Origin of the sequence: Sphingomonas sp. (assembly GCF_964263785.1) — a bacterium.
In the GTDB taxonomy this organism is placed as follows: Bacteria; Pseudomonadota; Alphaproteobacteria; order Sphingomonadales; family Sphingomonadaceae; genus Sphingomonas.
This window is the reverse complement of sequence record NZ_CAXVWL010000098.1, coordinates 1-25,341: the sequence shown is the minus strand read 5'-3', so window position 1 is coordinate 25,341 and position 25,341 is coordinate 1. Positions and strand designations below refer to the sequence as shown.

Sequence of the window (25,341 nt, the reverse complement as noted above, 5' to 3'; positions counted from 1 at the left end):
GAGGCACGCGGCGAGATCACCTGCGCCGCCCGTTCCACCATCTTCGTCCGCGGCCTGGTGACTGCCGACAGCGACCCGGTGTTGAGCTTCACCGGCATCATCAAGAAGGTGGGCCGGCGTTGAAGGCGGTTTGACTACCGCCCCTTAAACCAACCGAAACATCTGATTGTTAGTCACGTCGGCTGTGCACCATCTCAACATCCTCGACAGGCTACATGCCCGGCTGCTGGACATCATCGGAACCGCGCTGCCGCTGATCACCTCGTCGATCGCCGATGCAGACCTGATCGGCCTGGCGCATCTGCGTACCGAGATGATCCAGGCGATCGACGCCTATACCCATTACGTCCACGACCACGTCCTCGATGCTGCCGTGGCCGCCAACGATCCGGCACGGATGCAGCTGGCGCACGAGATCAAGATAGGCTGCATCTCGCTCGAACAGACCTACCGGACCTTCACCTCGCGCTGGGCACATCGCGACGGCATGCTCAACTGGCCGGAATACCGATTGAGCGCGATCGTGATGATGAAGCAGATCCGCGATCAGGTGCGCTCCGCGTCACGCTGGGAGCCGCTGGACGATCGCGCGACCGGCGTGGCCAATCTGCCTGGCTGATCGCCGATCGGCTTCCCGCACACCAGGATGCGGGAAGCCTCGATCGACGATCGCTTCGGCAGGCGCTCAGGCCGCGAACTGGTTCATCGTATTGTGCGCGCCGCCGGCCTTCAACGCCGCCTCGCCCGCGAAATACTCCTTGTGGTCATCGCCGATGTCGCTGCCCGACATGTTCTGGTGCTTGACGCAGGCGATCCCCTCGCGGATTTCCTTGCGCTGCACGCCCTTGACGTAGCCCAGCATTCCCGCCTCGCCGAAATACTCCTTCGCAAGGTTGTCGGTCGACAACGCTGCGGTGTGATAGGTCGGCAAGGTGATGAGGTGATGGAAGATGCCCGCGCGCGCCGCCGATTCCTGCTGAAAGGTGCGGATGCGCTCGTCGGCTTCGTCGGCCAGCGCGGTGCCGTCGTAATCGACGCTCATGAGGCGTGCACGGTCGTAGGCTGAAACGTCCTCGCCTGCTTCGCCCCAGGCGTCGAACACCTGCTGACGGAAGTTCAATGTCCAGTTGAACGACGGCGAATTGTTGTAAACGAGCTTGGCGTTCGGGACGACTTCGCGGATGCGGTCGACCATCGACGCGATCTGTTCGATGTGCGGCTTTTCCGTTTCGATCCAGAGCAGGTCGGCGCCGTGCTGCAATGAGGCGATGCAATCCATCACGCAGCGGTCGGCACCGGTGCCTTCGCGGAACTGGAACAGGTTGGACGGCAGGCGCTTGGGACGCAGCAGCCTGCCGCCGCGGTTCAGGATCACGTCGCCGTTGCGCGCGGTGGCGGCGTCGACCTCCTCGCAATCGAGATAGCTGTTATACTGGTCGCCGAGATCGCCGGGTTCCTTGCTGACCGCGATCTGCTTGGTCAGCCCTGCGCCGAGCGAGTCGGTGCGGGTGACGATGATGCCATCCTCCACGCCCAGTTCCAGGAACGCGTATCGGCAGGCGCGGACCTTCGCCAGGAAGTCCTCGTGCGGCACGGTGACCTTGCCGTCCTGGTGGCCGCATTGCTTCTCGTCGCTGACCTGGTTTTCGATCTGGAGCGCGCAGGCGCCCGCCTCGATCATCTTGCGGGCGAGCAGGTACGTCGCCTCGGCGTTGCCGAAGCCGGCGTCGATGTCCGCGATGATCGGCACGACGTGGGTTTCGTACGTGTCGACCGCGTGAAGCAGGCGTTGCGCCTCGACCTCGTTACCCGCATCACGCGCCTTGTCGAGATCGCGGAACATCATGCCGAGCTCGCGCGCGTCGGCCTGGCGAAGGAAGGTGTAGAGTTCCTCGATCAATGCGGGAACGCTGGTCTTCTCGTGCATCGACTGATCGGGCAGCGGTCCGAAATCCGAGCGCAGCGCCGCGATCATCCAGCCCGACAGGTACAGGTAACGCCGCTCGGTCGAGCCGAAATGCTTCTTGATGCTGATCATTTTCTGTTGACCGATGAAGCCGTGCCAGCAGCCGAGCGACTGCGTGTAGTTCGCCGGATCGGCATCATAGGCGGCCATGTCGCGGCGCATGATGCCGGCGGTGTAGCGCGCGATGTCGAGCCCGGTGCGGAAGCGGTTCTGCAGGCGCATGCGGACGACGGCTTCGGGGTCGATCCCGTCCCAGGTGCCATTGTGGCTCGCGACAAGCTGGCGGATGTGGCTGCTATGGTCCTGGTAGGTCATGAGATCCCCGTCGAAATCGGTCAAAGCGGGGAGCGGCGAATGACCGCCGGCACGTCACCGTGCCGGCGGACACCTTTCCTCCCCAGGAAAGCGGTTCGGCGCGCCGTCAGCCGAGACGGCCGAGGCGATGATAGAGGTTGGAGAACTTGGCCGAACGCGGTTCGTCGGCGATCTTGCGGACGTACTCGCCGACGGCTTCCTTCAGGAGACCGAAATCCTCGGTCGAGAAGACGGCGCGGCTGCGTTGCGGCTCGGTGGACATGGCGAACTCCTTGGTCGATGGAAGTGTGATAATTCGTCTGGAGCAACATATTCACGACAATTCGTGCACGTTTCGTGTCGCCAAGTCGGCCCCGGCGCTGCTAGGGCTTGTCCATCTGTAAAGATGTGACTTGAACGATGCGGAGTGAATGCGGTGCGCGAAAAGCTGTTGGCGGGCCACGCGGTGCGCCGCGTTCGGCGACGGGCCGGGCTGACCCAGGCGGCGATGGCGGAAATGCTGGGGATCAGTCCCAGTTATCTCAACCTGGTCGAGCGCAACGGCCGGCCGGTGTCGGCGACGTTGCTGGTGCGGCTGGCCGAAACGTTCGACTTCGACGCGCGCACGCTGGCCGCCGCCGAGCCCGGTGGTGGCGCCGATGCGATCCGGCGGCGGCTGGCCGACCCGATGTTCGCCGACCTGGAGATCGATCGCAACGAGGTCGCCGAGTGGTTGGCGGCGGCACCCGGCGGCGCGGAGGCGTTCGCGCGGGCGTTCGACGCGCAGGGCGGCGGCACGGGCACCGGTCCGGTCGACGACGATCCGGTCGCCGCCACGCGCGCGGCAATCGCGGGATGGCGCAACCATTTTCCCGATCTCGACGCGGGCGCGGAGGCGCTGGCGGACGAATTGCGGCTGGGTTCGGGCGATCTGTACGGCGCCATTGCCGAACGGTTGCGGACACGCCACGCGCTGACGATCCGCATCCTGCCGATCGACGTCATGCCCGACGTGCTGCGGCGGCTCGACCTCCATGCGCGGCAGTTGCAGCTATCCGAGCTGATCGACCCGGCCAACCGGACCTATGCGGCAGCGTTCCAGCTGGCGCAGATCGAGGCGCGGGCGGAGATCGACGCGCTGGCGCGCGGCGCGAACCTGATCGATCGCACCGCCGACCGGCTGCTGCGGCGCTATCTGGCGGCCTATTTCGCGGGCGCGACGATGATGCCCTATGCTCGCTTCCTGCGCGCGTGCGAGGCGACGGGGTATGACGTCGAACTCCTGTGCCGCCGGTTCGGCGCGGGGTTCGAGCAGGTGGCGCATCGGCTGACGACGTTGCAGCGGGTGGGTGCGCGCGGGCTGCCGTTCTTCATGCTCCGCGTCGATCGTGCGGGGGTGGCGTCGAAGCGCTATGCCGGCGCCAGCGGCGCGGCGCTGGTCGAGGCGGATGGGCGGTGCCCCTTGTGGCGGCTGACCCACGCGTTCGACCGGCCGGGCGAGCTGGCGGTGCAATTGGTCGAGCTGGAGGACGGATCGCGCGCGCTGACCATGGCGCATACGGTCATGCCGCAGGGACGGCAGGTCGGCGGCGTGGCGGCGCAATTCTCGGTTGGGCTGGGGGTGGCGGCCGAACTGGCGGGGACGCTGGCGGTGGCGCGCGGGCTGGACCTGGCGGGCGCAGCGACACCGATCGGTCTGGGCTGCCGCGCATGCTTCCGCCAGGACTGCCCGCAGCGATCGGCGCCGCCGCGCGGACGCGCGCTGACGGTCAACGAGCGCGAGCGGCGCGCGTCGGCGCTGACCTTTGCGGGGGATTGAGCGGTGGTTTTCCCCCGGCTTTCTGCCTCCCCGCTTACCGGCGAAACCAGGCGCCGTTCGGTCGCGGCACTGCTGACCCTAGCCGCTTTCCGCCAAAAGTGCCTTCATCTCGTGAAAGGCGAGATCGAAACGTTCGCCGAGCCCCATGGTCGGATCGTCCAGCCAGGAGAGAATAGCATGGACGAAGGCGGCCATGCCTGCCCTTGCCGCTAGAACAGCGCGAAGGTCCGTTACACCGCGCGCTTTCAGGGCAGCGGCGAGCGCATCGGTCAGCGCGGCTATCTTGGCCAACTCGCGCTCGTGAAGGGCGGGGCTGGCGGAGATGACCTCGTGGCGTGGCTTGGAGTATGACCAATTGTCCTCGAGCGCGGGCTGAAACGCCCGGAACGCCCGGAACAGGGTGTCGAGGGGCGCGAGCCCGGCCGGCGCAGCGGCGATCGAGGCGGTCAGCGCCGTTCGCAAGATGACCTCGCCGTCGAAGAGCACTTCGCGCTTGTCCGGGAAGTAGCGGAAAAAGGTCCGTTCGGTCACACCGGCCCGCTCCGCGATCGCCGCGGCCGTAGTCCGATCATAGCCGCGCTCGCCGAACAGCGCCAAGGCCGCTCCTTGCAAGCGTGTGCGCACGTCGTCCTCTTTTTTCGCCACCCGTCGCCTTCGATCTTGTCAGTGACTGACACGACCACTATGTCAGTCTATGACAAAGCGCGATAGCACGTTTGCGCTCGCCAACGTCAAGGAGGTTGCAATGCGCGTTTTTCTGACCGGAGCGAACGGCTGGGTCGGATCGGCGGTCGCCCGCGAACTCACCGAGGCGGGCCACTCGGTCGTGGGTCTGGTGCGATCGACGGAGAAGGGTGAGGCGCTTGCCGCCGTCGGGGGCTCGCCGCTGCTCGGCTCGCTCACCGACCTCGACGTTCTTCGGCAAGGCGCCGGCGACGCCGATGCCGTCATCCACACCGCGTTCGGCCTCGACTTCTCGAAGATGGCGGAACTGAGCGAGGAGGATCGTGCGGCGATCGAGACGTTCGGGGAGATATTTACCGGTTCGAGCCGGCCGATCCTGGTAACCGGCGGCATCGGCCTGGCGGAGGCGGGCGAGACGTACACGGAGAACAAGCGACCGCCGGTCATGCCCGACTTCCCGCGCGCATCGGAGCAGACCGCGTTCGCGCTCGCGGAGCGCGGTCTGCATGCCTCCGTCGTCCGCTTGCCGCGTTCGGTACACGGCGTCGGCGAGACGCATGGCTTCGTTCCCATGCTGACCGCCGTGGCGCGCGAGAAAGGCGTGTCCGCCTACGTCGGAGACGGACAGAACCTCTGGCCGTCGGTGCACCGGACGGACGCCGCGCGTGTATTCCGCCTGGCGGTGGAGCGGGGCGCACGCAACGAGGCGTTCCATGCGGTCGCCGAGGAGGGCATCGCGTATCGGCTGATCGCCGAGGCGATCGGCCGGCAGGTCGGGGTTCCCACCAAGTCGCTCACTCCGCAGGAAGCCGAGACGCACTTCGGCGGCTTGGCCAAGTGGGTGGCCGGGACCGGCCGCGCCTCCAGCGCGTGGACCAGAACGGCCCTCGAATGGGAGCCGAAGGAGATCGGCCTTGTCCAGGATATCGACCGGCCCGAGTATCACGGATGAATAGGCATGGCGGAGGCTAGGCCGGGGGCACCCCTGTCGATCGCTTCCCGCGACTGGAACCGCAATCTTTCGCGTCGAGAGTGGTCGTAGTCGGCACGACCGCCGGCGGGCAACGGCATCGGCTGAGGTTTCGGCGGTCAGGGTCGACGGATGGGTGTGCCGCCTTTCACCACCAGAACGACCTGCGCTAGGGCGGCGACGTCGCGGGTCGGATCGCCCTGCACTCCGACCAGATCGGCAAGGAGCCCCGCGCGCAGCGTGCCGCGATCGGCAAGGTGGAACAGCTTCGCATTGCCCGCGGTCGCCGCCATCAGCACCTCGCGCGGCGGCATGCCCGCCGCTGCCATCAGCACCGCTTCGCGGGCGTTCTGGCCGTGCGGGAAAACGCCGGTGTCGCCGCCGAGGCAGATCGTGACGCCTGCCGCGCGTGCCAGTTGCAGTGCGCGGCGGCTGGCTAGGACGCTGGGTGGGGCGGGCTCTGCGCCGGTCCAGCCGGCATAGCGCGCCACCGCGTCGGCGGCGGCGAGGGTGGGGCAGAAGCCGACCCCCTTCGCTTTCATCGCGGCGAAGATTTCGGGTGTGCCGCCATAGCCATGCTCGATCGTGTCGGCGCCTGCTGCTGTGGCGCGGCGCATGCCCTCGGCGGTCGACGTGTGCACCGCGACGATGCGGCCGGCGTCTCGGGCAGCGTCGACCGCGGCGTGCATTTCGGCCAGCGAGAAGGTGGGACGGCTCTCCTCGCCGGGGCGCCAGCGATAGTCGCCATAGAGCTTCACAACATCGGCGCCCGCGGCGATCTGCGAGCGGACCGCGGCGACGACCTCGTCGATGCCGCTGGCTTCTTCGGCGCCTTGCGGGATCGCGACGCCGGGCTCGTAGCCCTTGGGACCGTAGGCCCCGCGGGCGACCACCGCGCGGGTGGCGACGAGCAAGCGGGGGCCGGGAACGATGCCCTCGTCGATCGCGCGTTTCAGGCCGACGTCGGCATAGCCCGCGCCTTCGGTGCCGAGATCGCGTTCGGTGGTGAAGCCCGCCATCAGCGTCGCGCGCGCCGCCACCGTCGCGCGGGCGGTGCGCAGCGCCAGCGGTTCGTGGAGGACCTGATCGTCCCACTTCGCCTCGTCATAGGGATGGAGGAAGAGGTGGCCGTGGCCTTCGATCAGGCCGGGCATCAGGGTTGTGCCGGGCAGATCGATCGTCTGCGCGTCGGCCGGCACATCGACGGCAGGGCCGACCGCGACGATCCGGTCGCCGCGGACGAGGACGGTCCAGCCTTCGTGCGCGACACCGTCGACCGCATCGAAGACGCGGGCGGGGCGGTAGAGGGTCGCGGGCGGTTCGGCGGCACCGAGCAGCAGGAGCGCGAAGGCCAGGGTCCAGCGCATGTCGTTCTCCTTGTGGCGCGCGCGGCGCGGCGATAGCCTTTGTCCATGGATACGCCGCTTCGCTGGTCACGCAACCTGATGCTTGCCGCATCGCTCGCCGCCACACCTGCCGCGGCGCAGGACATGGCGAAATGGCGCGCGCAGGCGGCGCGGGTGGAGATCGTCCGCGACGACTGGGGCATCGCGCACGTCACCGGCAAGACCGATGCCGACGCGGTGTTCGGTGCGATCTACGCACAGGCGGAGGACGATTTCGCGCGGGTGGAGGCGAACTACCTGACCGCGCTCGGGCGCACTGCGGAAGCCGAAGGGAAGGGCGCGATCTGGGCCGACCTGCGCCAGCGGCTGTTCGTCGATCCGGCGGAACTGAAAGCGCAATATGCCGCGAGCGCGCCCTGGCTGCGGCGGCTGATGGATGCATGGGCGGCGGGGCTGAACTTCTATCTCGCGACCCATCCGGGGGTGCATGCAAAGGTGCTGACCCGGTTCGAGCCGTGGATGGCGCTGTCGTTCACCGAAGGCAGTATCGGCGGCGATATCGAGCGGATTTCATTGTCCGAGCTGGCGGATTTCTACGGCGGCGTGACGATCGCCGCGGTCCCGCCGCCGCAGGAGCCGGGAGGATCGAACGGCATCGCCATCGCGCCGGCGAACACCGCGAACGGCCATGCGCTGCTGCTCATCAATCCGCACACCAGCTTCTATTTCCGATCCGAGCTGCAGATGACGAGCGGGGAGGGGCTCAACGCCTATGGCGCGTCGACCTGGGGGCAGTTCTTCATCTACCAGGGGTTCAACGCGCAGGCGGGATGGATGCACACCTCGTCGGGCGTGGACTCGGTCGACGCGTTCGCGGAGACGGTGATCCGCGGCAAGGCCTATTTCTACGGCAAGGTGCTTAGGCCGCTGATCGCCAGGCCGGTGACGATCGCGTGGCGGCAGGCCGACGGCACGCTCGCGCGGCGCACCTTCACGACCTGGGCGACGCACCATGGGCCGATCGTCGCCGAGCGCGGCGGCAAGTGGATCGCGCAGAGCCTGATGTGGAAGCCGGTGCCCGCCCTCGAGCAGAGCTGGCTGAGGACCAAGGCGAGCGACCTCGAGGGCTATCTGAAGGTCGCCGGGAGGCAGGCGAATTCGTCGAACGACACGATCTTCGCCGATCGCGCGGGCGAGATCGCGTATCTGCACCCGCAATTCGTGCCGGTGCGCGACAACCGCTTCGACTATCGTGGGACGGTCGAGGGTGCCGATCCTGCGACCGACTGGCGAGGACTGACCCCGCTCGCCAAGCTGCCGCAGGCGGTGCGGCCGAAGACAGGGTGGGTGTATAATTCCAACAACGCGCCGTGGGGCGCGGCCGGGGCGGACTCGCCGCGGGAGGCGGACTTTCCGCGCTATATGGACACCGCCGGCGAGAACCCGCGCGGGCTGCATGCCACGGCGTTGCTGACGGGCAAGCGCGACTGGGCGCCGGAGACGTTGATGGCGGCGGCCTACGACCGCTATCTGCCCGCGTTCGGCGCGCTGCTGCCCAGGCTGGCGGCGGCCTATGATGCGCTGCCGCCGGGCGATCCGCGGCGGGCCCGGCTCGCCGCGCCGATCGACGTGCTCAGGCGCTGGGATTGCCGGTGGTCGGCGGAATCGACCGCGACGTCGCTGGCGGTGTTCTGGGGCGATGCGCTGCGCCGCGACACCGGCGCGCTGGTGGTGACGCGCGGCGCGATCCTGACGCCTGCGACAGTCGACCGGCAACTGGCGGCACTCGATTCGGCGATCGACCGGCTGACCCGCGATTTCGGACGGTGGCAGGTGCCGTGGGGTGCGATCAACCGGTTCCAGCGCCTGGACGATGCGATCCAGCCGCATTTCGACGACGCCAAGCCCAGTATGCCGGTGCCGTTCGTCTCGGCGCTGTACGGCAGCCTCGCCTCGTTCGGGGCGCGCAGCTATCCGAACACGCGGCGCTATTACGGGACCAGCGGCAACAGCTTCGTCGCGGTGGTCGAGTTCGGGGCACGGCCGCGCGCCTGGGCGGTGATGGCGGGCGGGCAGAACGGCACGCCGGGCACACCGCACTTCGCCGACCAGATCGGTCGCTATGCCGCGGGCGCCTTGCGCCGGGTGTATTTCGAGCCGGCCGACTTGGTCGGGCATATCGAGCGGCGCTACCGACCCGGGTAGGATCGTGGCCGCGACCACGGGCGCCGCGGTTCAGCCGATCCGTTTCAGCAGGCGCTCGGCAGAGTCGTCGGCGGTTTCCTGTTTGGAACCCTTGCCTTTGACTTCACGCTCCAGCGCGTCGCGCAATGCGCAGATCTGCGCCTCGGTCAGGTGCTCGATGCCGACGAACGCCTCGCGCGCCTTCGGCAACGCCCGAAGCACCTCGTCGAGCTTGGCCTGGATCGCGGCACCGTCGCGGTTCTGGCTGTTCTGGATCACGAACACCGCCAGGAACGTGACCACGGACGTGCCCGTGTTCACGATCAACTGCCACGTGTCCGACCACGCGAACACCACGCCTCTGGCTGCCCAAGCGACCATGGCCAGGGTTGCGAGCACGAAGGTGTAGGGGTGCCCCATCGCCGTCGCGCTCTTGCCTGCCACCCGGCTGAAGAATTGTTCCATGAATGCCTCTTCAAAGCTGACGGACACGAGCGGCCCTGGCCGGTGTAGCGGTTGTCGGCAGCATCGGTTGCGATTTCAAGCTGCTCGGCAACGATGAGGCGGCTCGATCGTGCGAACGTTTGCCCATGAGCGCGCGGGCTGCGGCGCGGGTACTGCCGCGAGTTGCGATGCGGACGACATTGATCCGCCAAGGGGCAGGATCCCGGGCGCGAACGCGAGCAGGCGCAGGATGTACTTAGCCTAGCGCAGAAGATGGAGGCGATCGGCCGGCTGATTGGCGGCGTATCACACGATTTCAACGACCTGCTCACCCTGATCGCGTTTCTTCGAGCCGTTCGTCACGACCGAAAGCGTCGGGGCAGGGACGGGGCTCGAGCTGCTTCGCAAGCCCTTTTCCGCAGAACAGCTGTCACGTGTCCTGCGCAAGGCTGCGGTTTGCCGCGAGGATCGCGTGAGGTGACCGGACGCTGGCGGGCCGGCCGCGATGGTGACCCCTACGAGAATCGAACTCGTGTTTTCGCCGTGAGAGGGCGACGTCCTAACCGCTAGACGAAGGGGCCGTGGTGCGGAAGCGCGCGTCTACGGCCCCGGCTCGGGTGCGTCAAGCGCAGGCGTCAGCGGCCGTGATTGCTCGACGTCGTGAAGCACCTGGGTGGGCGCACCGAGCACCGCGTCGCGCGCGCGCAGGCTGGCCTGGAGAAAGGTGGTCGGCTGCGTCATGAACCGGCGCGGGGTGGTGCCGAGAAAGGCACGCGCGTCACGCAGGAAGTGCGAGGCATCGAAATAGCTGGAGCCCAGCGTCGAATAGTCGAGCACGTCGCCCGCCCGCAACATTCGAGTGAACGCGCGCAGGAAGCGCGCGCGCAGCAGCAGCGATTTGGGCGGAAAGCCGAAATGCCGTGCCGCCAGACGCCGGAGCGTATGCGTCGGCAGCCCCATTTCGGCAGCGGCGGTCGCAAGCGCATCGACGCGCTCGTCGACGATCAGCGCCATCAGCTGGCGAATGTGCGGGGCATCGGCATGCGGCGGGCCGAGGCGGCGCGCGAACAAGGCGTCGAGCGCCGGCTTGACCAGGCGCTCGCGGTCGGTGGCGGCCAGCGTGTCCTTCAGTTCGTCCGCGAACGCCTGACCGATTGCGTCGGCGAGTGGAACGATGCGGTCGCGATAGTCGCTGGCCGAGCGCGGGAAGAGCCGCGACCAGCCGAGTGCGCTCACCCCGATGCCGATGACGGTGCCGCCGCGCGTTACCGCGCGCATCGCTTGGCTGGTCGGCCCGAACAGCGAGACGGCGGGCAGGGGAGCGTAGGTGCGGCGCCGGATCGTCAGATCGACGGGGCCGGAATCGAGCGCCACGCGGATGTTGGCGGTGCCCGGCAGAAACCAGTCGACACGTTCTTCGGTGCTGGCGGCGGTATAGACGTGGTAACCGGTGATCGAATCGGCGATGCCGGCGGCGGGCGCGTCGTAGCGGATCGACAATCCCGGCGGCATCGCAAAGACGTCCGGGTGGATCCCGGGCGATTCGGTTCCTCCCGAAATCACGCGGCTTTCCTGCGCTCCTTCAGTTCCTGATTGAGCATTTCGGCGAGCAGGAAGGCGAGTTCCAGACTCTGCCCCGCGTTCAGCCGCGGATCGCAGTGGGTGTGGTAGCGGTCGACGAGGCTCTGTTCGGTGACCGCAATCGCGCCGCCGGTGCATTCGGTGACGTTCTGTCCGGTCATCTCGGCGTGGATGCCGCCGGCAAAGCTGCCCTCGGCACGGTGAACCGCGAAAAAGCCGCGGACTTCGGCCAGGATGCGGTCGAAGGGGCGGGTCTTGTAGCCGTTGGCGGCCTTGACGACGTTGCCATGCATCGGGTCGCAGCTCCAGACGACCGGGTGCCCTTCGCGCTGCACCGCGCGGATCAGGCGCGGCAGGCCGGCCTCGATCTTGTCGTGGCCGTAGCGGGTGATCAGCGTCATCCGTCCGGGGGTCCGCGCCGGGTTCAGCGTGTCGAGCAGGCGCAGCAGCGCGTCGGGCTCCAGGCTCGGTCCGCATTTCATGCCGATCGGGTTGCCGATGCCGCGGAGGTATTCGACGTGCGCCGATCCCTCGAACCGTGTCCGGTCGCCGATCCAGAGGAAATGCGCCGAGGTATCGTACCAATCGCCGGTCAGCGAATCCTGTCGGGTCAGCGCCTGTTCGTAGCGCAGCAACAGCGCCTCGTGGCTGGTGTAGAAGTCGGTCTGCGCCAGTTGCGGCACGGTTTCGGGGTCGATCCCGCACGCGGCCATGAATTCCAGTGCTTCGCCGATCCGGTCGGCGGTTTCGGCGTATTTGCGCGACCACGGGCTGCGGCCCATGAAATCGTGGGTCCAGCGGTGGACCTGATGCAGGTTGGCATAGCCGCCTTGCGCGAACGCACGCAGCAGATTGAGCGTCGCCGCCGACTGCGAATAGGCGCGGATCATGCGGCTCGGATCGGGTTGCCGTGCCGCCTCCTCGAACGCGATGTCGTTGACGATGTCGCCGCGATAGCTGGGCAGTTCGACGCCCTCGATCGTCTCGGTGTCGGTCGAGCGCGGCTTGGCGAACTGGCCCGCCATGCGGCCGAGCTTCACCACCGGGAGCTTCGAGGCATAGGTAAGGACGACCGCCATCTGCAGGATGACGCGAAAGGTGTCGCGGATGTTGTTGGCGGTGTGTTCGAGAAAGCTCTCGGCGCAATCGCCGCCCTGGAGCAGGAACGCCTGACCCTGAGCGACCTTCGCCAGATGCGCGGTAAGGGCGCGTGCCTCGCCCGCGAACACCAGCGGCGGATACGTGCCGAGCTGCTCGCACGCCGCGTCGAGCGCGGCTGCGTCGGGGTAGGTGGGCATCTGGCGCGCTTCGGCGCGCGTCCAGCTGTCGGGGGCCCAGTTGGCGGCCATGGTGCAAGATTCCGAAAGTTGCGATGGATCAAATTGCCTCATGCGACGGATCGCGCGCGCGATCAACGTCCTACTATTGCGCCGCAGCGAAGCGGGGTAGGGCCGGCGTATGTTCGGACCGTTCAAGTCGCTGTTCGCTATCGCGATGACAGCCGCCCCCGTGCCCGTCTTTCAAGCGACGCCGGAGGATGCGGCGGACCTGCGGCTGGCGGCGATCGGCTACCGCTTGGCGACCGCCAACGTCGCGCTCTGCACCGCGCGCGCGCCGGTGCCCGGGCTGGCGATCCACGCGCTGAGCGAATACGATCCGCCGGTACGCCCGGCCGCTAGAGCGAAGTACGGCTTTGCCATGCCGGTTGCGGTGGAGGGCGTGGTCGCCGCGTCGCCAGCGGCGGCGGCGGGTGTCCAGGCGAACGATGCGCTGGTCGCGGTCGATGGCGCACCGTTCCCGACGAGCGTTACGGCGGGCCCGGCGACAGGCGCCGACCGCGACGCCGCTCTGCAACTGATCGCGAGCCGCCCCGCAGACGCGCCGCTTACGCTGACGGTGCTGCGCGGTGGCGTCCGCCGCGCGGTGACGGTCCCCGCCTCGCCCGGTTGCCGCACGCGCTTCATGGTGGTGATCGCGCGCACGATGGAAGCGAGCGCCGACGGCACCACCGTCGCGATCGGCACGCGCTTCTTCGAACGTTACACCGACGATCAGGTCGCGGTCGTCGTCGCGCATGAGCTGGCGCACAATATCCTGCGCCACCGCGCGCGGCTCGATGCTGCCGGGGTGAAGGGCGGGATGCTGTCGGAACTGGGGCGCAACGGGCGGCTGTATCGACGGACGGAGAGCGAAGCCGACCTGCTGGGAATGTATCTGTTGCGCAACGCGGGCTACGATCCGCAGGCGGCGGTGCGCTTCTGGCGCGAGCATGGCGGCGATGTCGACGGCGGCCTGTTCCGCAGCCGGACGCATCCCTCGTCAAGCGCGCGCGCGAAGGCGATCGAAGCGGCGATCGAGACGCTGCCCACGGACGCGCCGACGCCCTACCTGCCGCCGATACTCAGCACCCGCGACTCCCCGCTGGAGTGAGGCATCGCACGCGGCTCGCCGTCCACAGCGGCGAGGATCGCCTGTCCGTACGCAGTCTTACCGAGTGCCAGGCCCTGCGCGCGGGCGCACTCGGCGGTGATCCAGCCGCTCGAGTAGGCGATTTCCTCCAGGCATGCGACCTGGATGCCCTGGCGGTGCTGGAGCGTACGGACGAACTCGCCGGCTTCGAGCAGGCTGTCGTGGGTGCCGGTGTCGAGCCAGGCAAAGCCACGGCCCATTTGTTCGACGGTGAGCGCGCCTGCGTCCATATAGTGGCGGATGACGTCGACGATCTCGTATTCGCCGCGGGGCGAGGGCGTCAGCGCGGCGGCGAAATCGACGACGTGGTTGTCGAAGAAGTAGATTCCGGTGACCGCGAGGTTCGAGCGGGGGTGCGCGGGCTTTTCCTCGAGCGCGAACGGGCGGCCGTCGGGGGCGAGCTCGATCACGCCGTAGCGTTCGGGATCCTTCACGCGGTAAGCGAAGATCGTCGCGCCGTGGGGCCGTGCAGCGGCACGGCGGCACAGATCGACCAGCCCGCTGCCGAAGAATATGTTGTCCCCGAGCACCAGCGCGACCGAATCTCCTGCGATCCAGTCCCGGCCGATGGTGAACGCCTGCGCCAGCCCTTCGGGCCGCGGCTGTTCGGCATAGGCGATGGCCAGCCCCAGCGCCGCGCCGTTTCCGAACAGCGCGCGGTAGGCGGGCAGGAATTCGGGACTGGAGACGATCAGGATCTCGCGGATGCCCGCCAGCATCAGCACCGACATCGGGTAATAGATCATCGGCTTGTCGTAGACCGGCAGCAGTTGCTTGTTCACCGCCAGCGTGGCCGGATGAAGCCGTGTCCCGGTGCCGCCGGCGAGAATGATGCCCTTCATGCCGCCAATTCCTTTCGCACGGCAAGCCCTCGGCGCGCGGTTGCCCCCGCATCGACGATCGGCTGCCACCAGTCGCGGTGGTCGAGGTACCAGCGGACCGTCGCGTGGATGCCGCTCTCGAAGGTCTCGCGCGGGTGCCAGCCCAGTTCGGCGCGGATGCGCGTGGCGTCGATGGCGTAGCGCAGATCGTGACCCGGGCGGTCGGCGACGAAGGCGATGGCTTCGGCGTGCGGGCGGCGGCTCGGCGCCAGGTGGTCGAGCGTGGCGCAGATCGCGCGAACGACGTCGATGTTGCGGCGCTCGGCATTGCCGCCGACGTTATAGCTGCGTCCCGGCGTGCCCCGCTCGAATACCGCGCGCAAGGCAGCGACGTGATCGTCGACGTGGAGCCAGTCGCGGATGTTGGCACCGCGGCCGTAGACCGGAAGCGATTCGCCGTTCAGCGCGCGTGCGATCATCAGCGGGATCAGCTTTTCCGGCAGCTGATAGGGACCGTAATTGTTCGAGCAATTGGTGATGAGGACGGGCAGGCCGTAGGTGTGCCACCAGGCCGCGGCGAGATGGTCCGACCCGGCCTTCGACGCCGAATAGGGTGAGCGCGGATCGTAGGCGGTGTCTTCGGTGAACAGGCCGCGCGGGCCGAGCGAGCCGTAGACCTCGTCGGTCGAGATATGATGGAAGCGGAAGCGCGCGCGGGGTGCGGCGTCGAGCGCGCGCCAGTAGAGGTGCGCCTGCTCCAGCATGGTACACGTGCCGACGACGTTGGTGCGGACGAACGCCGCGGGCGTGTCGATCGACCGGTCGACATGGCTTTCGGCGGCGAGGTGCGTGACGATGTCCGGGCGGAAGTCCGCAAAGGCTGCGGCTACCGCCGCTGCATCGCAGATATCGGCGTGGACGAAGCGGAAGTTGGCGCGGTCCTTGACCTCCGCAAGCGTGGTGCGCGATCCGGCGTAGGTCAGCGCGTCATAGGCCAGGACCTCGTGCCCGTCGCGGACGAGCGCGCGGACGAGCGCGGAGCCGATGAATCCGGCGGCACCGGTGACGAACACGCGAGGAAGCTGTGGCATGCGCATCCTCGTGCGCCCGCCACGGTTAACATGGCGCTTACGCGCGGCCGCGGCGCATGCGCCGGGCGCGGCGTTCGGCGGCAAGCGGGCGAAGGCGGACGGCCAGGCAGATCACCGCAGGCCAGAACAGAGTGTTCAGGATATCCGATGTCGTATCGGGCCAGCGCCAGGACCCGAAGCTCAGCCGGTCCATGATCTCGTTGAACGCCTCGGCCGCGACCACGACCGCGAGCGGCACGAAGCTGCCGAGCGAGCGCCCGGTGGCGATCCGCGCGACCATCAGCACCAGCATGCCCGCATGGATGTGGAGAATGGCGTCGGGCAGGCCGGTGCCGTCGCCGATCCAGTCGATGAAGCTGTGATAATAGAGCGCAAGCCCGTGGACGTTGGACGGGGCGTGCATGGTCAATAGCCTGCTTCGAGGTCGACGACGTTGCGCATCGGGCGCCCGGCCAGGAACGCGTCGAGATTGTCGAGGAACAGCGCGGCGGCGCGGTGGAACATCCGGGTCTGGCTGCGCCCCGACAGATGCATCGACAGGATGACATTGGACTCGCGCCAGAGCGGGTGATCGGCGGGGAGCGGCTCGGGATGGGTCGGATCGAGGAATGCGCCCGCGATATCGCCGCTTCGTACCGCCGCGAGCAGCGCGTCGTCGTCGATCATGTCGCCGCGCGCGATGTTGACCAGCCACGCGCGGCGCTTCATCGTGGCGAGCTCTTCGGCGCCGATCATCGCCTTGGTCGCATCGGTCGATGGCGCCGCGAGCACCACCCAGTCGAATTCGCCGAGCCGCGCCCGCCATGCGTCGGGCGTCAGCGTGCCGTCGCGCCCCGAACGGGTCACCCCGGTGACGTCGACCCCGAACGCCGCCAGACGGTCGCCGATCAGCCGCCCGATCGCGCCGTAGCCGACGATCAGCGCGCGCGTTTCGAACAGCTCGACACGGCCCGGCGCGCTGTCGGGCCATTCGCGGGCGTCGGCCTGGCGGACGACGGTGTCGAACCGTTTGGCCGCGATCAGCATACCCATCACCGCATATTCGGCGACGGGTATGGCGTTGATCCCGGTGCCGTTGGTCAGCACCGTCCCCCGCGCGCGCAGCTGCGCGAAGTCGAGCGACTCGACACCGGCAATGGCGGTGAACAGCCAGCGCAGGCGCTTGCCCCTAGGGATTGCCGCGACGGTCAGGCCGTGCGGGTACAGGTCGACCCACGCGATATCGGCGTCGGCGATCGCGGCGGTGGCTTCGGCGGGGGTCGTGACCCAGGCGACGTCGAGATCGGCGGGCAAGCGCGCCTCGATCAACGGCCTTGCGGGCGCGGGCAAGACGGCCTTCATGCGTCGAGTCTCCAGTCCCAGCCGAGCGGATCGCCGTCCATCACCTCGACCCCGGCGGCGCTCAACGCGTCGCGGATCGCATCGGACGCCGCGAAATCGCGCGCGGCGCGGGCTTCGCGGCGTTCGGCGAGCCGTTCGGCAATGGCGGGCGCGTCGATGGTCGCGGTGACCGGGCGGACGCGCAGGGCGGCGCGCGAGAGCTGTGCGAGATCGAGCCCGAGCACCGCGTCGAAGTCGGCCAGTGCGGCAATCCGGTCGGCCGCCGCGACGCGCTTGTCGGCGAGCAGTTCGTCGAGCGCGATCAGCGCGCGCGGAGTGTTGAGGTCGTCGCTGACCGCAGTGTCGAGCCGATCGAGATGAGCCGTGGTGCTGTCGGCCGAGGCCGACCCCGGGCGGGCACGCAGCGCCTCGACCGTCTGGGCAAGCCGCTTGAGCCGGGTCTGCGCGGCGGCGATGCCTTCCCACGAGAACTCCATTTCCGAGCGGTAATGCGCCTGGAGACACATCAAGCGGTAGGCGAGCGGGTGAAAGCCGCGGTCGACGAGCGCCTGCAAGGTCTTGAACGCCCCGGACGATTTCGATATCTTTCCATCACGTTCGACGACGAAGTTGTTGTGCATCCAAAAGGTCGCGCCGGTATCGGGCGTGCCGCTCATGGCCTGATTCTGTGCGATCTCGTTCGGATGATGGATCTCGCGGTGGTCGATGCCGCCGGTGTGGATGTCGAAGCGCTCGCCGAGATACTGCCGGCTCATCACCGAGCATTCGAGATGCCAGCCGGGCGCGCCGCGGCCCCAAGGCGAATCCCATTCCATCTGCCGGTTCTCGCCAGGCCCCGACGTGCGCCAGATCGCGAAATCCTGCGGGTGGCGCTTGCCGGCGACCGGATCGATCCGGGCTTCGCGCGCGTCGTCGCGGCTACCCGCGAGACGGCCGTAGTCCGGCACGGTGGTCGTGTCGAAATATAGGCCGTCTTCAAGGTGGTAGCAATTGGTTTCGATAGCCTGCGCGAAGTCGATCATGCCCAGGACATGATCGGTTGCGAGCGGAAAGCGGCTCGGCGCACGAATATGGAGGTCAGCGAGGTTCTGCTTGAACGCATCGGTGTAATGCGCTGCAATCGCCCAGATATCGCGCCCGGACGCCTTGGCGGCGGCCTCCATCTTGTCGTCGCCGGCGTCGGCATCCGAGGTGAGATGGCCGACGTCGGTGATGTTGATGACGTGGGTGACCGGGCCCCAGCCCAGGTCCTTGGCCTTCCACGTCAGCACCCGCGAGAGCGTGTCGGTGAACACATAAGCGCGCAGGTTGCCGATGTGCGCGCAATTGTAGACCGTGGGGCCGCAGGAGTAGAGGCGGACGTTTGTGGCGTCGATCGGCTCGAACCGCTGGATCGCGCGGCCGAGGCTGTTGTAGAGAAGGAGTGGGGCGCCGGTCATGCGGCGCGCCTTACCCGGCGATGCGGTTCGCTCAAATATGTTTCGGCATGCAGGCATTCCGTACGGCAGGGTTGAAAGCCGCCCGTCACGCTGTTAGGGGCCCCAGTTCATGCGGCGCGAACCTGTTCGCGACGGCTAATTCCATTCGACCGGAGCTTTACGGGTTTATGCAGATCATCGTCCGCGACAACAACGTCGACCAGGCCCTTCGCGCGCTCAAGAAGAAGCTGCAGCGCGAGGGCGTGTATCGCGAGATGAAGCTGCGCCGGCATTACGAGAAGCCGTCCGAGAAGCGCGCGCGCGAGCGGGCCGCGGCCGTGCGCCGGGCACGCAAGATGGATCGCAAGCGCGCCGAGCGCGACGGCGCGCGGTAAGCTGCGCCTGCCGCTCGCGCCGGGTGCGCGGGCGGATGTTCGATCAATCCCGGTGACGGCCGCCGGTCCGGCACCCAAGCTCCAGGTGCCCCGATGTCGACCGTCACCGCCGTGCCGCTTCGCCCCGTCAAGCGCAGTTACCTCGTCTATATCTGGGTTGCGGTCGCACTGGCGCTCGTCTCGGCCTTCGCGCTGGCGCGGCAGGGCGATCCGGCGCTGGTTCGCGAGATGCGCGGCAGCGGCGTCGTCACCACCGCGTCCGGGCTCCAGTACAAGCTGCTGAAAGCGGGCGAGGGTGCTGCGCGCCCGACCGATACCGACGTGACCCTGGTCAATTATCAGGGTCGGCTGCTCGACGGAACGACCTTCGACAAATCGGAGCGGCCGACGCCGATGCCGGTCGGGCAAGTGGTGCCGGGCTTCGCCGAAGCGCTGAAAATGATGACCAAGGGCGCGAAATACCGCTTCTGGATGCCGCCTTCGCTGGCCTATGGCGCCGAGGCGAAGGGGCCGATCCCGGCGAATTCGACGTTGGTCTTCGATGTCGAGCTGATCGATTTCCTGCCCGAAGCGGCGCTGCGCCAGATGCAGCAGCAGCAGATGATGCAGCAACAGATGCAGGGCGGCGCGGCACCCGGTGGCGCTCTGCCCGGCGGCGCGGCACCGGGCGGAGGTCCGGGACGCTGAGGTCCCGCGGCAGTCGTCGCTGCCGTCCACCTGAAGGACCATGATGCTGGCTGCATGGAGAGAGGCTGGACCGCGCGAACGGTTGAATTTCGCACTGTTGTCCGTCCTGATCACGATCGCCGTGTTGTTCGGCGGTGGATCGCGTGCCGATGTCGCCTCGCTTCCGCTGGTCTATGCCGCTGCGGTGATCGCGTTGGCGGCAGCCGTGGCGCAGGTCGATCGCGGCGCGTTACGCAGCGTGCGCGTTCCGCTTGCGCTGCTCGCGGCGTTTGCGCTCGTCATCGCCGTACAGCTGATCCCGTTGCCGCCGGGCGTCTGGCGCGGATTGGCCGGGCGGGCGAGCTACGCGCGCGATCTCGACCTCGTGGGGCTCGGCGGCACGTGGCGCCCGCTCTCGCTGACGCCCGACCTTACGCTTTATGCACTCGTCGCCCTGACGCCCGCGTTCGCGGTGCTGATGCTGGCGCCGCTCGCGGGCAGGCTGCTGGGGTCGCTCGTGCCGGTGCTGCTGATCCTGTGTGCATTGAGCGCGACCATCGCGGTCCTTCAGGTCGCGGGCACGACCGGCTCTTTCTACCGGATCACCAATCAGGGTGCGGCCGTCGGGCTGTTCGCCAACCGTAACCACCAGGCCGCTTTGCTGGTCTGCGCCTTGCCGCTGCTCGCGGCCTGGGCATCGGCGCCCGATGCGGACCCGCGGCATGCGCGCGTCCGGCTGTGGTTGGCCGGGTGCGCGGGAGCGACGACATTGCCGCTGCTCCTGGTCACCGGCTCGCGGGGCGGACTGGTCTTCGGGGTAACCGCCGCGCTGGCATCGCTGGCGATCGTCCTGCGGACGCAGCCGCGCAGGCGCAGTAACGAAGGCAGTAGCCGCCGCAGACTGCTGCTGATCGGCGGCGCGGCGGCGCTGGTCGTCGTCCTGCCGATCGTTGCCGTGCTGGCATCGTCACGCGGTGAGGCGCTGTCGCGGTTGGTGGCGGGTGGCGACGAACTGCGCGTGGCCAACATCGGCCTGTACCTGCGCATGACGGGCGACTTCTTCCCCTGGGGCAGCGGCTTTGGCGCCTTCGATGCGGTATTTCGCAGCTACGAGCCGTTCGCGGTACTGACGCAGACGTACCTCAATCACGCGCATGACGAACCGATGGAACTGGCGATCGAGGCGGGGCTGGGCGGCATCGTGCTGACCCTGGCGTTCGCCGGCTGGTACGTCGTGCGGGCGACGGCGGCATGGCGGTCGTCACGCCCGGCGCCGACGATGCTGGCGGGTGCGGTGGTGCTGGGCGTGTTGCTGGGGTGGAGCGTCGCCGATTATCCGCTGCGCACGCCCTCGCTGCTCGCAGTGGCGGCGGCAGCCTGCGCGCTCCTCACCGAGCGCCGACGGGGCCGGCCGGCCACGAGGCTTGGCAACCCTGCCCCCATCCGCTAACGCCACCAAGACCCTGGGCGCGATCACCGCGCCGCGAGCCAAATGGACCTCTTGTGATACGACGCGTACCGCTTTTCCTGGCCGCCGCGCTGGCGCTCGCGTCCTGCGCGCATGATCCCAAGATCGAGCCCGGTCCGCATCTGACGTTGGTGGAGTCCGATCAGCTGCCGCCGCCCGCGGGCGCGATTCCAGGATCGCCGACCCAGCCCTTCCGCATCGGCACCGCCGACAAGCTGGCCGTGACCGTGTTCGGTATCGCCGAGTTGACCCAGACGGTGCAGGTCGATGCATCGGGGCGTATCGCGCTGCCGCTGGTCGGCGCGATCGACGCGGCCGGCAAGACGCCGCAGGAATTGTCGGTGCTGATCGCGGAGCGCCTGCGCCGCCGTTTCGTGCGCGATCCGCAAGTGGCAGTGAACGTCGACGAGACGCAGAGCCAGGTGATCACGGTCGACGGTCAGGTCACCGAACCCGGACTCTACCCGGTCACCGGACAGATGACCCTGGTTCGCGCGATCGCGCGCGCCAAGGGGACGTCGGAGTTCGCGCGACTGGAAGACGTGGTGGTCTTTCGCACCGTCGGCGGGCGGCAGATGGCGGCGCTGTACAATCTGGGCGCGATCCGCCGCGGTGCTTACCCCGATCCGCGCATCTATGCCGACGACGTGATCGTCGTCGGCGATTCACCCGCACGCCGCCGTTTCCGCGACTTCCTGCAGGTGTCGCCGCTCATCGTCGCGCCGTTGATCGCGCTGATCAACAACGGGGGTCTGTGACCGTGAACGAAGTGTCCTTTGCGCTCGATCGGCGCGCCTATGCGCCTGTTGCTCAGGGCGAGCCGCAGACCGGCGAGGCGCCTGCGGTGCCGATCGTCACTTATTACCTGCGCGTCGCGCTGCGCTGGCGCTGGCTGATCATCGGGTCGATCGCCGCGGCGTTGCTGGTCGGCGTGCTCGCCACGCTGCTCGCGACCCGGCAATATACCGCGGTCACCCGCATCGAGGTGAACCGCGAGGGCAGCCGGATCGTCAACGTCGAAAGCGTCGAGCCTGAGACCGGCAACGTCGACCAGGAATTCTACCAGACGCAATATGGCGTACTCGCCTCGCGCACGCTGGCCGAGCGGGTTTCGCGCAAGCTGGCGCTGGCGGATAATCGTGCGTTCCTCGAGATGTTTCACGCCAAGGACGCGGTCGCTACGTTCGACGAAGGTCGCGCGGCGGCCGCGCGGCCGGCGGCGCGCGACGCGCGCAATCGCGCCGCGGTGTCGATCCTGCTGAAGGAACTGGACGTCAGCCCGATCCGGCTGTCGCGGCTGATCGACATCAGCTTCACCAGCCCCGATCCTCGGCTGTCCGCCAGCATCGCCAATGCGTGGGCCGGCGAGTTCATCCAGTACAATCTGGAGCGTCGCTTCGATCAGACGGCTTATGCGCGGCGGTTCCTTGAGGACCGGCTCGACCAGGTTCGCCGCAAGCTCGAAGAATCGGAACGCCAGCTCGTCGGCTATGCGTCGGACCAGTCGCTGATCAACATTCCGGTCGGCAGCGACGGCAAGGGCGCGACGCAGGAGCGTTCGCTCGTGGCCGACAGCCTGGCATCGCTGAACGACGAACTCGCGCGCGCCACCGCGGACCGGGTGCGCGCCGAAAGCCGCATACGCGACGGCAGCGGATCGAGCACCGAAGCGCTGGCGAACACCACGATCGCGGGGCTTCGCCAGCGTCGCGCGGAAGCTGCGGCCGAATATTCGCGGCTGATGATCCAGTTCGAGCCGGGTTATCCCGCTGCGCAGGCATTGCAGGCGCAGATCCGCAATCTGGACGCCAGCATCGCGCGTGAAGAGGGCCGGGTATCGGGATCGGTCCAGAACGCGTTCCGCGATGCGCAGGGACGCGAAAGCGCTTTGCAGCAGCGCGTCGAGCAATTGAAGCAGAGCTTCGTCGGCGAGCGGCGCCGCAGCATTCAGTACAACATCTACCAGCGCGATGCCGACACCAATCGCGAACTCTACAACGGCCTGCTGCAGCGCTACAAGGAGATCGGCATCGCCGGCGGGGTCGGCACCAACAACGTGTCGATCGTCGATCCGGCCAAGGTGCCCGAGGGCCCGTCCAGCCCGCGGCCCTTCCTTAACCTGCTGATCGCGCTGGTCGCCGGGCTGATGATCGGTTCGCTGCTGGCGGCGATCCGCGAGCAGATCGACGAAACGATCGTCGATCCGGGCGACCTGGAACGCCGCATCGGGCTACCGCTTCTCGGAGTCATCCCGAAGTCGGAGACCGGCGACGTGCTGACCGATTTGCGCGATCCGAAATCGAGCGTGCTGGAGGCGTATCTGTCGGTGCAGACCAGCCTGGCCTTTTCGACCGATCACGGCATCCCAAGGGTGCTGTCGGTCAGCAGCACGCGGCCGGGCGAAGGCAAGTCGACGACTGCGTTTGCGCTCGCTTTCTCGATGGCACGCAACGGCGCGCGGACGATCCTGATCGACGCGGACATGCGCTCGCCGTCGGTCCACGGCGACCTGGGGCTGAGCAACGAGAAGGGTCTCAGCAACTATCTGTCGGGCACGTCCGAGCTCGCCGAGCTGATCCAATATCCGGATTCGGAGCAGTTCGCGATCCTCACCGCCGGACCGCAGCCGCCCAACGCGGGCGAACTGCTGCGCGGCGAGCGGCTCGACGCGTTGATCGCCGAGCTGCTGACCCAGTTCCGCCATGTCGTGATCGACGCTCCGCCGGTGCTCGGCCTGGCCGACGCGCCGCTGATCGCGAGCCGGACCGAGGGTACGCTGTTCGTGGTCGAGGCGCGCGGCGTAAAGGCGCGGATCGCGCGGCAGGCGCTCCTCCGCTTGCGGCAGAGCCGGGCGCAGATCCTGGGTAGTGTGCTGACCAAGTTCGAATCGAAGCGCGCGCACTTCGGCTACGGTTACGATTACGGCTATGGTTACGGCAGCGAAGGCAAGACGAAGCGCTGATGCCCGACGCGGGACGCAAACGCTCGTCCCGGCGTAACACGCCCCCCGGCGGACTGGGCGCTGCTCGCGTGGCTGGAGCGGCGCTGGTGCTGCTGTTCGGCGGTGGGCTCGTGGTGAGTACCGGCTATGCTGCGATCAACCGCGTCGGCGCTCCGGAACGCGCGCTCGCGGTTGCCCCTTGGGATGCGCGCGCGCACAGCCTGCGCGCCGAGCGAGCGATCGCCGACGGTTCGCTGAGCGCGGCCGCAGTCGCTTCGGCCAGAGCGGATGCGCTGGCAGCGCTGCGACGCGACCCGACGCTCGTCGCTAGTTGGCGGACGCTGGGCCTGGTTGCGGCGTCGCATGGCGATGGCGCCGCTGCCGCCCGGCTGTTCGCGGTGTCCGAGCGTCGCTCCAGGCGCGATCTGCTGACGCAAATATGGCTGATCGAAGACCGGGTGCAGCGCGGCGACGTCGTCGGCGCGCTTCGTCATTACGACATCGCGTTGCGGACCAATCCCAGCGGGCACGACACGCTGATGCCGATTCTGGTTGCCGCCGCCGGGCAACCTGCTGTCGCGCCCGCGCTCGGGCGGTTGCTCCGATCCCGTCCGCCTTGGGCCGAAAATTATTATTACCGCCTGTCGCAGGCTATTCCCGATGCGCAGGTGATGGCGGGAATGATGGAAGTCGCGCGCCGCGGTGGACCACTCCCGAATGCAGAGACGATCGCGGGCATGATACCGACGCTGGTGGAGCGGCGTGACTATGTGGCGGCACTTCGTTTGGCCAGCGTGCTGTCCGGTACGACGGTGCGGATGCCGAAGGGTGTGTGGAACGGCGACTTCGCCGCAGAGAACCGGTATCCGCCGCTCGACTGGGCGGTTGCGCAGGCCGACGGGTTCGGTGGCGAGGCCCGCGGCACTGCGGCGGGCGGCCACGCGCTGGTGGCATTCGCGGCGAGCGAGAACAGCGGCACGGTGGCGCGGCAGATCCTGATGCTTGCGCCCGGGAACTATCGCCTTGCAACCCGCTTCGCGCGCACCGATCGACCACCCGCGGTGTTGCGCTGGCGAGTAGCCTGTGCCCAGGATCCGAAGGCACCGCTGGTCGATGCGGCGAGCGATCCAGCGCGCGCGAAGACCGGCAGCTGGACGTTTCGTGTACCGGCGGGTTGCGCCGCGCAATGGTTGAGCGTCGACGTCACCTCCGGCGACCCCGGCGGCGGCGAGACGGCGATCGAGCACGTTGCTGTCGGGGCGGCTGGCTAGTGGATCGATTCTAACGCTTGGTGCCCACGCCGGACGGCGGCGATGATCCGATCGGGGTCGGCGGTCCACTGGAAGGGCTGGGGGTTGGTGGCGTTGTGCTCGGCGACGAAGCGGTTGATGGTGGCCTGGAGGTCGACGAGCGAGTGGAACGCGCCGCGCTTCAGCCGGCGCC

The 25,341-nt window shown here is 68.1% G+C and carries 23 protein-coding genes, 1 tRNA gene and 1 pseudogene; 11 read left to right on the top strand and 14 right to left on the bottom strand.

Features of this window, described 5'->3' with window-relative positions:
- The first annotated feature begins 184 nt into the window (after nucleotides 1–184).
- The gene (locus ACE5C1_RS13130) at nucleotides 185–619 is read left to right on the top strand and encodes a hypothetical protein (RefSeq protein WP_374944523.1); all 435 of its coding nucleotides are present in this window, start codon (nucleotides 185–187) and stop codon (nucleotides 617–619) included.
- Nucleotides 620–685: 66 nt separating this feature from the next.
- Here ACE5C1_RS13130 and ACE5C1_RS13125 read toward each other — a convergent pair whose 3' ends face one another.
- Nucleotides 686–2,281, bottom strand: coding sequence for an isocitrate lyase (locus ACE5C1_RS13125; protein WP_374944522.1), 1,596 nt, complete (start codon nucleotides 2,279–2,281; stop codon nucleotides 686–688).
- Nucleotides 2,282–2,387: 106 nt separating this feature from the next.
- On the bottom strand, nucleotides 2,388–2,543 hold the full coding sequence (locus ACE5C1_RS13120; protein ID WP_374944521.1) for a hypothetical protein: 156 nt from the start codon (nucleotides 2,541–2,543) through the stop codon (nucleotides 2,388–2,390).
- A gap of 153 nt (nucleotides 2,544–2,696) precedes the next feature.
- Here ACE5C1_RS13120 and ACE5C1_RS13115 point away from each other — a divergent pair, with 153 nt between their 5' ends.
- Nucleotides 2,697–4,079, top strand: coding sequence for a short-chain fatty acyl-CoA regulator family protein (locus ACE5C1_RS13115; protein WP_374944520.1), 1,383 nt, complete (start codon nucleotides 2,697–2,699; stop codon nucleotides 4,077–4,079).
- Between the two features lie 78 nt (nucleotides 4,080–4,157).
- Here the strand turns inward: ACE5C1_RS13115 and ACE5C1_RS13110 are convergent, their stop codons facing one another.
- Nucleotides 4,158–4,676, bottom strand: coding sequence for a helix-turn-helix domain-containing protein (locus tag ACE5C1_RS13110; protein WP_374944519.1), 519 nt, complete (start codon nucleotides 4,674–4,676; stop codon nucleotides 4,158–4,160).
- A gap of 148 nt (nucleotides 4,677–4,824) precedes the next feature.
- Here ACE5C1_RS13110 and ACE5C1_RS13105 point away from each other — a divergent pair, with 148 nt between their 5' ends.
- On the top strand, nucleotides 4,825–5,715 hold the full coding sequence (locus tag ACE5C1_RS13105) for an SDR family oxidoreductase (RefSeq protein WP_374944518.1): 891 nt from the start codon (nucleotides 4,825–4,827) through the stop codon (nucleotides 5,713–5,715).
- 137 nt (nucleotides 5,716–5,852) lie between these two features.
- Here ACE5C1_RS13105 and ACE5C1_RS13100 read toward each other — a convergent pair whose 3' ends face one another.
- On the bottom strand, nucleotides 5,853–7,100 hold the full coding sequence (locus ACE5C1_RS13100; RefSeq protein ID WP_374944517.1) for an amidohydrolase family protein: 1,248 nt from the start codon (nucleotides 7,098–7,100) through the stop codon (nucleotides 5,853–5,855).
- A gap of 45 nt (nucleotides 7,101–7,145) precedes the next feature.
- Here ACE5C1_RS13100 and ACE5C1_RS13095 point away from each other — a divergent pair, with 45 nt between their 5' ends.
- Nucleotides 7,146–9,284, top strand: coding sequence for a penicillin acylase family protein (locus ACE5C1_RS13095; RefSeq protein WP_374944516.1), 2,139 nt, complete (start codon nucleotides 7,146–7,148; stop codon nucleotides 9,282–9,284).
- A gap of 30 nt (nucleotides 9,285–9,314) precedes the next feature.
- On the opposite strand, the gene ACE5C1_RS13090 is transcribed toward ACE5C1_RS13095, so the two are convergent.
- The 4 genes from ACE5C1_RS13090 to ACE5C1_RS13075 form a co-directional block, all read right to left on the bottom strand.
- A complete protein-coding gene (locus ACE5C1_RS13090; RefSeq protein ID WP_374944524.1) occupies nucleotides 9,315–9,728 on the bottom strand; it encodes a low affinity iron permease family protein in 414 nt (137 codons plus the stop codon).
- A gap of 485 nt (nucleotides 9,729–10,213) precedes the next feature.
- A tRNA-Glu gene (locus tag ACE5C1_RS13085) sits at nucleotides 10,214–10,288 on the bottom strand.
- 19 nt (nucleotides 10,289–10,307) lie between these two features.
- The gene (locus ACE5C1_RS13080; protein ID WP_374944515.1) at nucleotides 10,308–11,270 is read right to left on the bottom strand and encodes a helix-turn-helix domain-containing protein; all 963 of its coding nucleotides are present in this window, start codon (nucleotides 11,268–11,270) and stop codon (nucleotides 10,308–10,310) included.
- The gene (locus ACE5C1_RS13075) at nucleotides 11,267–12,637 is read right to left on the bottom strand and encodes a class II 3-deoxy-7-phosphoheptulonate synthase (RefSeq protein ID WP_374944514.1); all 1,371 of its coding nucleotides are present in this window, start codon (nucleotides 12,635–12,637) and stop codon (nucleotides 11,267–11,269) included. Before ACE5C1_RS13075 ends, ACE5C1_RS13080 begins: the two co-directional genes overlap by 4 nt.
- Before the next feature lie 109 nt (nucleotides 12,638–12,746).
- Between ACE5C1_RS13075 and ACE5C1_RS13070 the strand changes: the two genes are divergently transcribed.
- Nucleotides 12,747–13,718: a M48 family metalloprotease gene (locus ACE5C1_RS13070; RefSeq protein ID WP_374944513.1), complete on the top strand. Its 972-nt coding sequence runs from the start codon at nucleotides 12,747–12,749 to the stop codon at nucleotides 13,716–13,718.
- On the opposite strand, the gene rfbA is transcribed toward ACE5C1_RS13070, so the two are convergent.
- The 5 genes from rfbA to ACE5C1_RS13045 are packed head-to-tail and all read right to left on the bottom strand — an operon-like array spanning nucleotide 13,673 to nucleotide 18,449.
- On the bottom strand, nucleotides 13,673–14,599 hold the full coding sequence (rfbA, locus tag ACE5C1_RS13065; protein WP_374944512.1) for a glucose-1-phosphate thymidylyltransferase RfbA: 927 nt from the start codon (nucleotides 14,597–14,599) through the stop codon (nucleotides 13,673–13,675). The genes ACE5C1_RS13070 and rfbA overlap by 46 nt on opposite strands.
- Nucleotides 14,596–15,669 (bottom strand): dTDP-glucose 4,6-dehydratase, encoded by a 1,074-nt coding sequence (gene rfbB, locus ACE5C1_RS13060; RefSeq protein WP_374944511.1) that lies wholly within the window; start codon nucleotides 15,667–15,669, stop codon nucleotides 14,596–14,598. Before rfbB ends, rfbA begins: the two co-directional genes overlap by 4 nt.
- Nucleotides 15,670–15,706: 37 nt before the next feature.
- Entirely contained in the window at nucleotides 15,707–16,072 is a 366-nt protein-coding gene (locus ACE5C1_RS13055) for a hypothetical protein (RefSeq protein WP_374944510.1), read from the bottom strand.
- A 2-nt stretch (nucleotides 16,073–16,074) separates the two neighbouring features.
- Entirely contained in the window at nucleotides 16,075–17,010 is a 936-nt protein-coding gene (locus ACE5C1_RS13050) for a D-2-hydroxyacid dehydrogenase (protein ID WP_374944509.1), read from the bottom strand.
- Complete coding sequence (locus tag ACE5C1_RS13045) at nucleotides 17,007–18,449, bottom strand: cysteine--tRNA ligase (RefSeq protein ID WP_374944508.1); 1,443 nt, start codon at nucleotides 18,447–18,449, stop codon at nucleotides 17,007–17,009. Before ACE5C1_RS13045 ends, ACE5C1_RS13050 begins: the two co-directional genes overlap by 4 nt.
- A 167-nt stretch (nucleotides 18,450–18,616) precedes the next feature.
- Between ACE5C1_RS13045 and rpsU the strand changes: the two genes are divergently transcribed.
- From rpsU to ACE5C1_RS13015, 6 genes are all read left to right on the top strand, one after another.
- On the top strand, nucleotides 18,617–18,823 hold the full coding sequence (rpsU, locus tag ACE5C1_RS13040) for a 30S ribosomal protein S21 (RefSeq protein WP_088331195.1): 207 nt from the start codon (nucleotides 18,617–18,619) through the stop codon (nucleotides 18,821–18,823).
- Between the two features lie 93 nt (nucleotides 18,824–18,916).
- On the top strand, nucleotides 18,917–19,510 hold the full coding sequence (locus ACE5C1_RS13035) for an FKBP-type peptidyl-prolyl cis-trans isomerase (protein WP_374944507.1): 594 nt from the start codon (nucleotides 18,917–18,919) through the stop codon (nucleotides 19,508–19,510).
- A 97-nt stretch (nucleotides 19,511–19,607) separates the two neighbouring features.
- On the top strand, nucleotides 19,608–20,939 hold the full coding sequence (locus ACE5C1_RS13030) for an O-antigen ligase family protein (protein ID WP_374944506.1): 1,332 nt from the start codon (nucleotides 19,608–19,610) through the stop codon (nucleotides 20,937–20,939).
- Between the two features lie 53 nt (nucleotides 20,940–20,992).
- On the top strand, nucleotides 20,993–21,715 hold the full coding sequence (locus ACE5C1_RS13025; RefSeq protein ID WP_374944505.1) for a polysaccharide biosynthesis/export family protein: 723 nt from the start codon (nucleotides 20,993–20,995) through the stop codon (nucleotides 21,713–21,715).
- The gene (locus ACE5C1_RS13020; RefSeq protein WP_374944504.1) at nucleotides 21,712–23,919 is read left to right on the top strand and encodes a GumC family protein; all 2,208 of its coding nucleotides are present in this window, start codon (nucleotides 21,712–21,714) and stop codon (nucleotides 23,917–23,919) included. Before ACE5C1_RS13025 ends, ACE5C1_RS13020 begins: the two co-directional genes overlap by 4 nt.
- On the top strand, nucleotides 23,919–25,169 hold the full coding sequence (locus tag ACE5C1_RS13015; RefSeq protein ID WP_374944503.1) for a hypothetical protein: 1,251 nt from the start codon (nucleotides 23,919–23,921) through the stop codon (nucleotides 25,167–25,169). The genes ACE5C1_RS13020 and ACE5C1_RS13015 overlap by 1 nt, the downstream gene beginning before the upstream one ends.
- Here ACE5C1_RS13015 and ACE5C1_RS13010 read toward each other — a convergent pair.
- Nucleotides 25,166–25,341, bottom strand: a pseudogene (locus ACE5C1_RS13010) (IS630 family transposase); the annotation flags it as partial. The gene ACE5C1_RS13015 and the pseudogene ACE5C1_RS13010 overlap by 4 nt on opposite strands.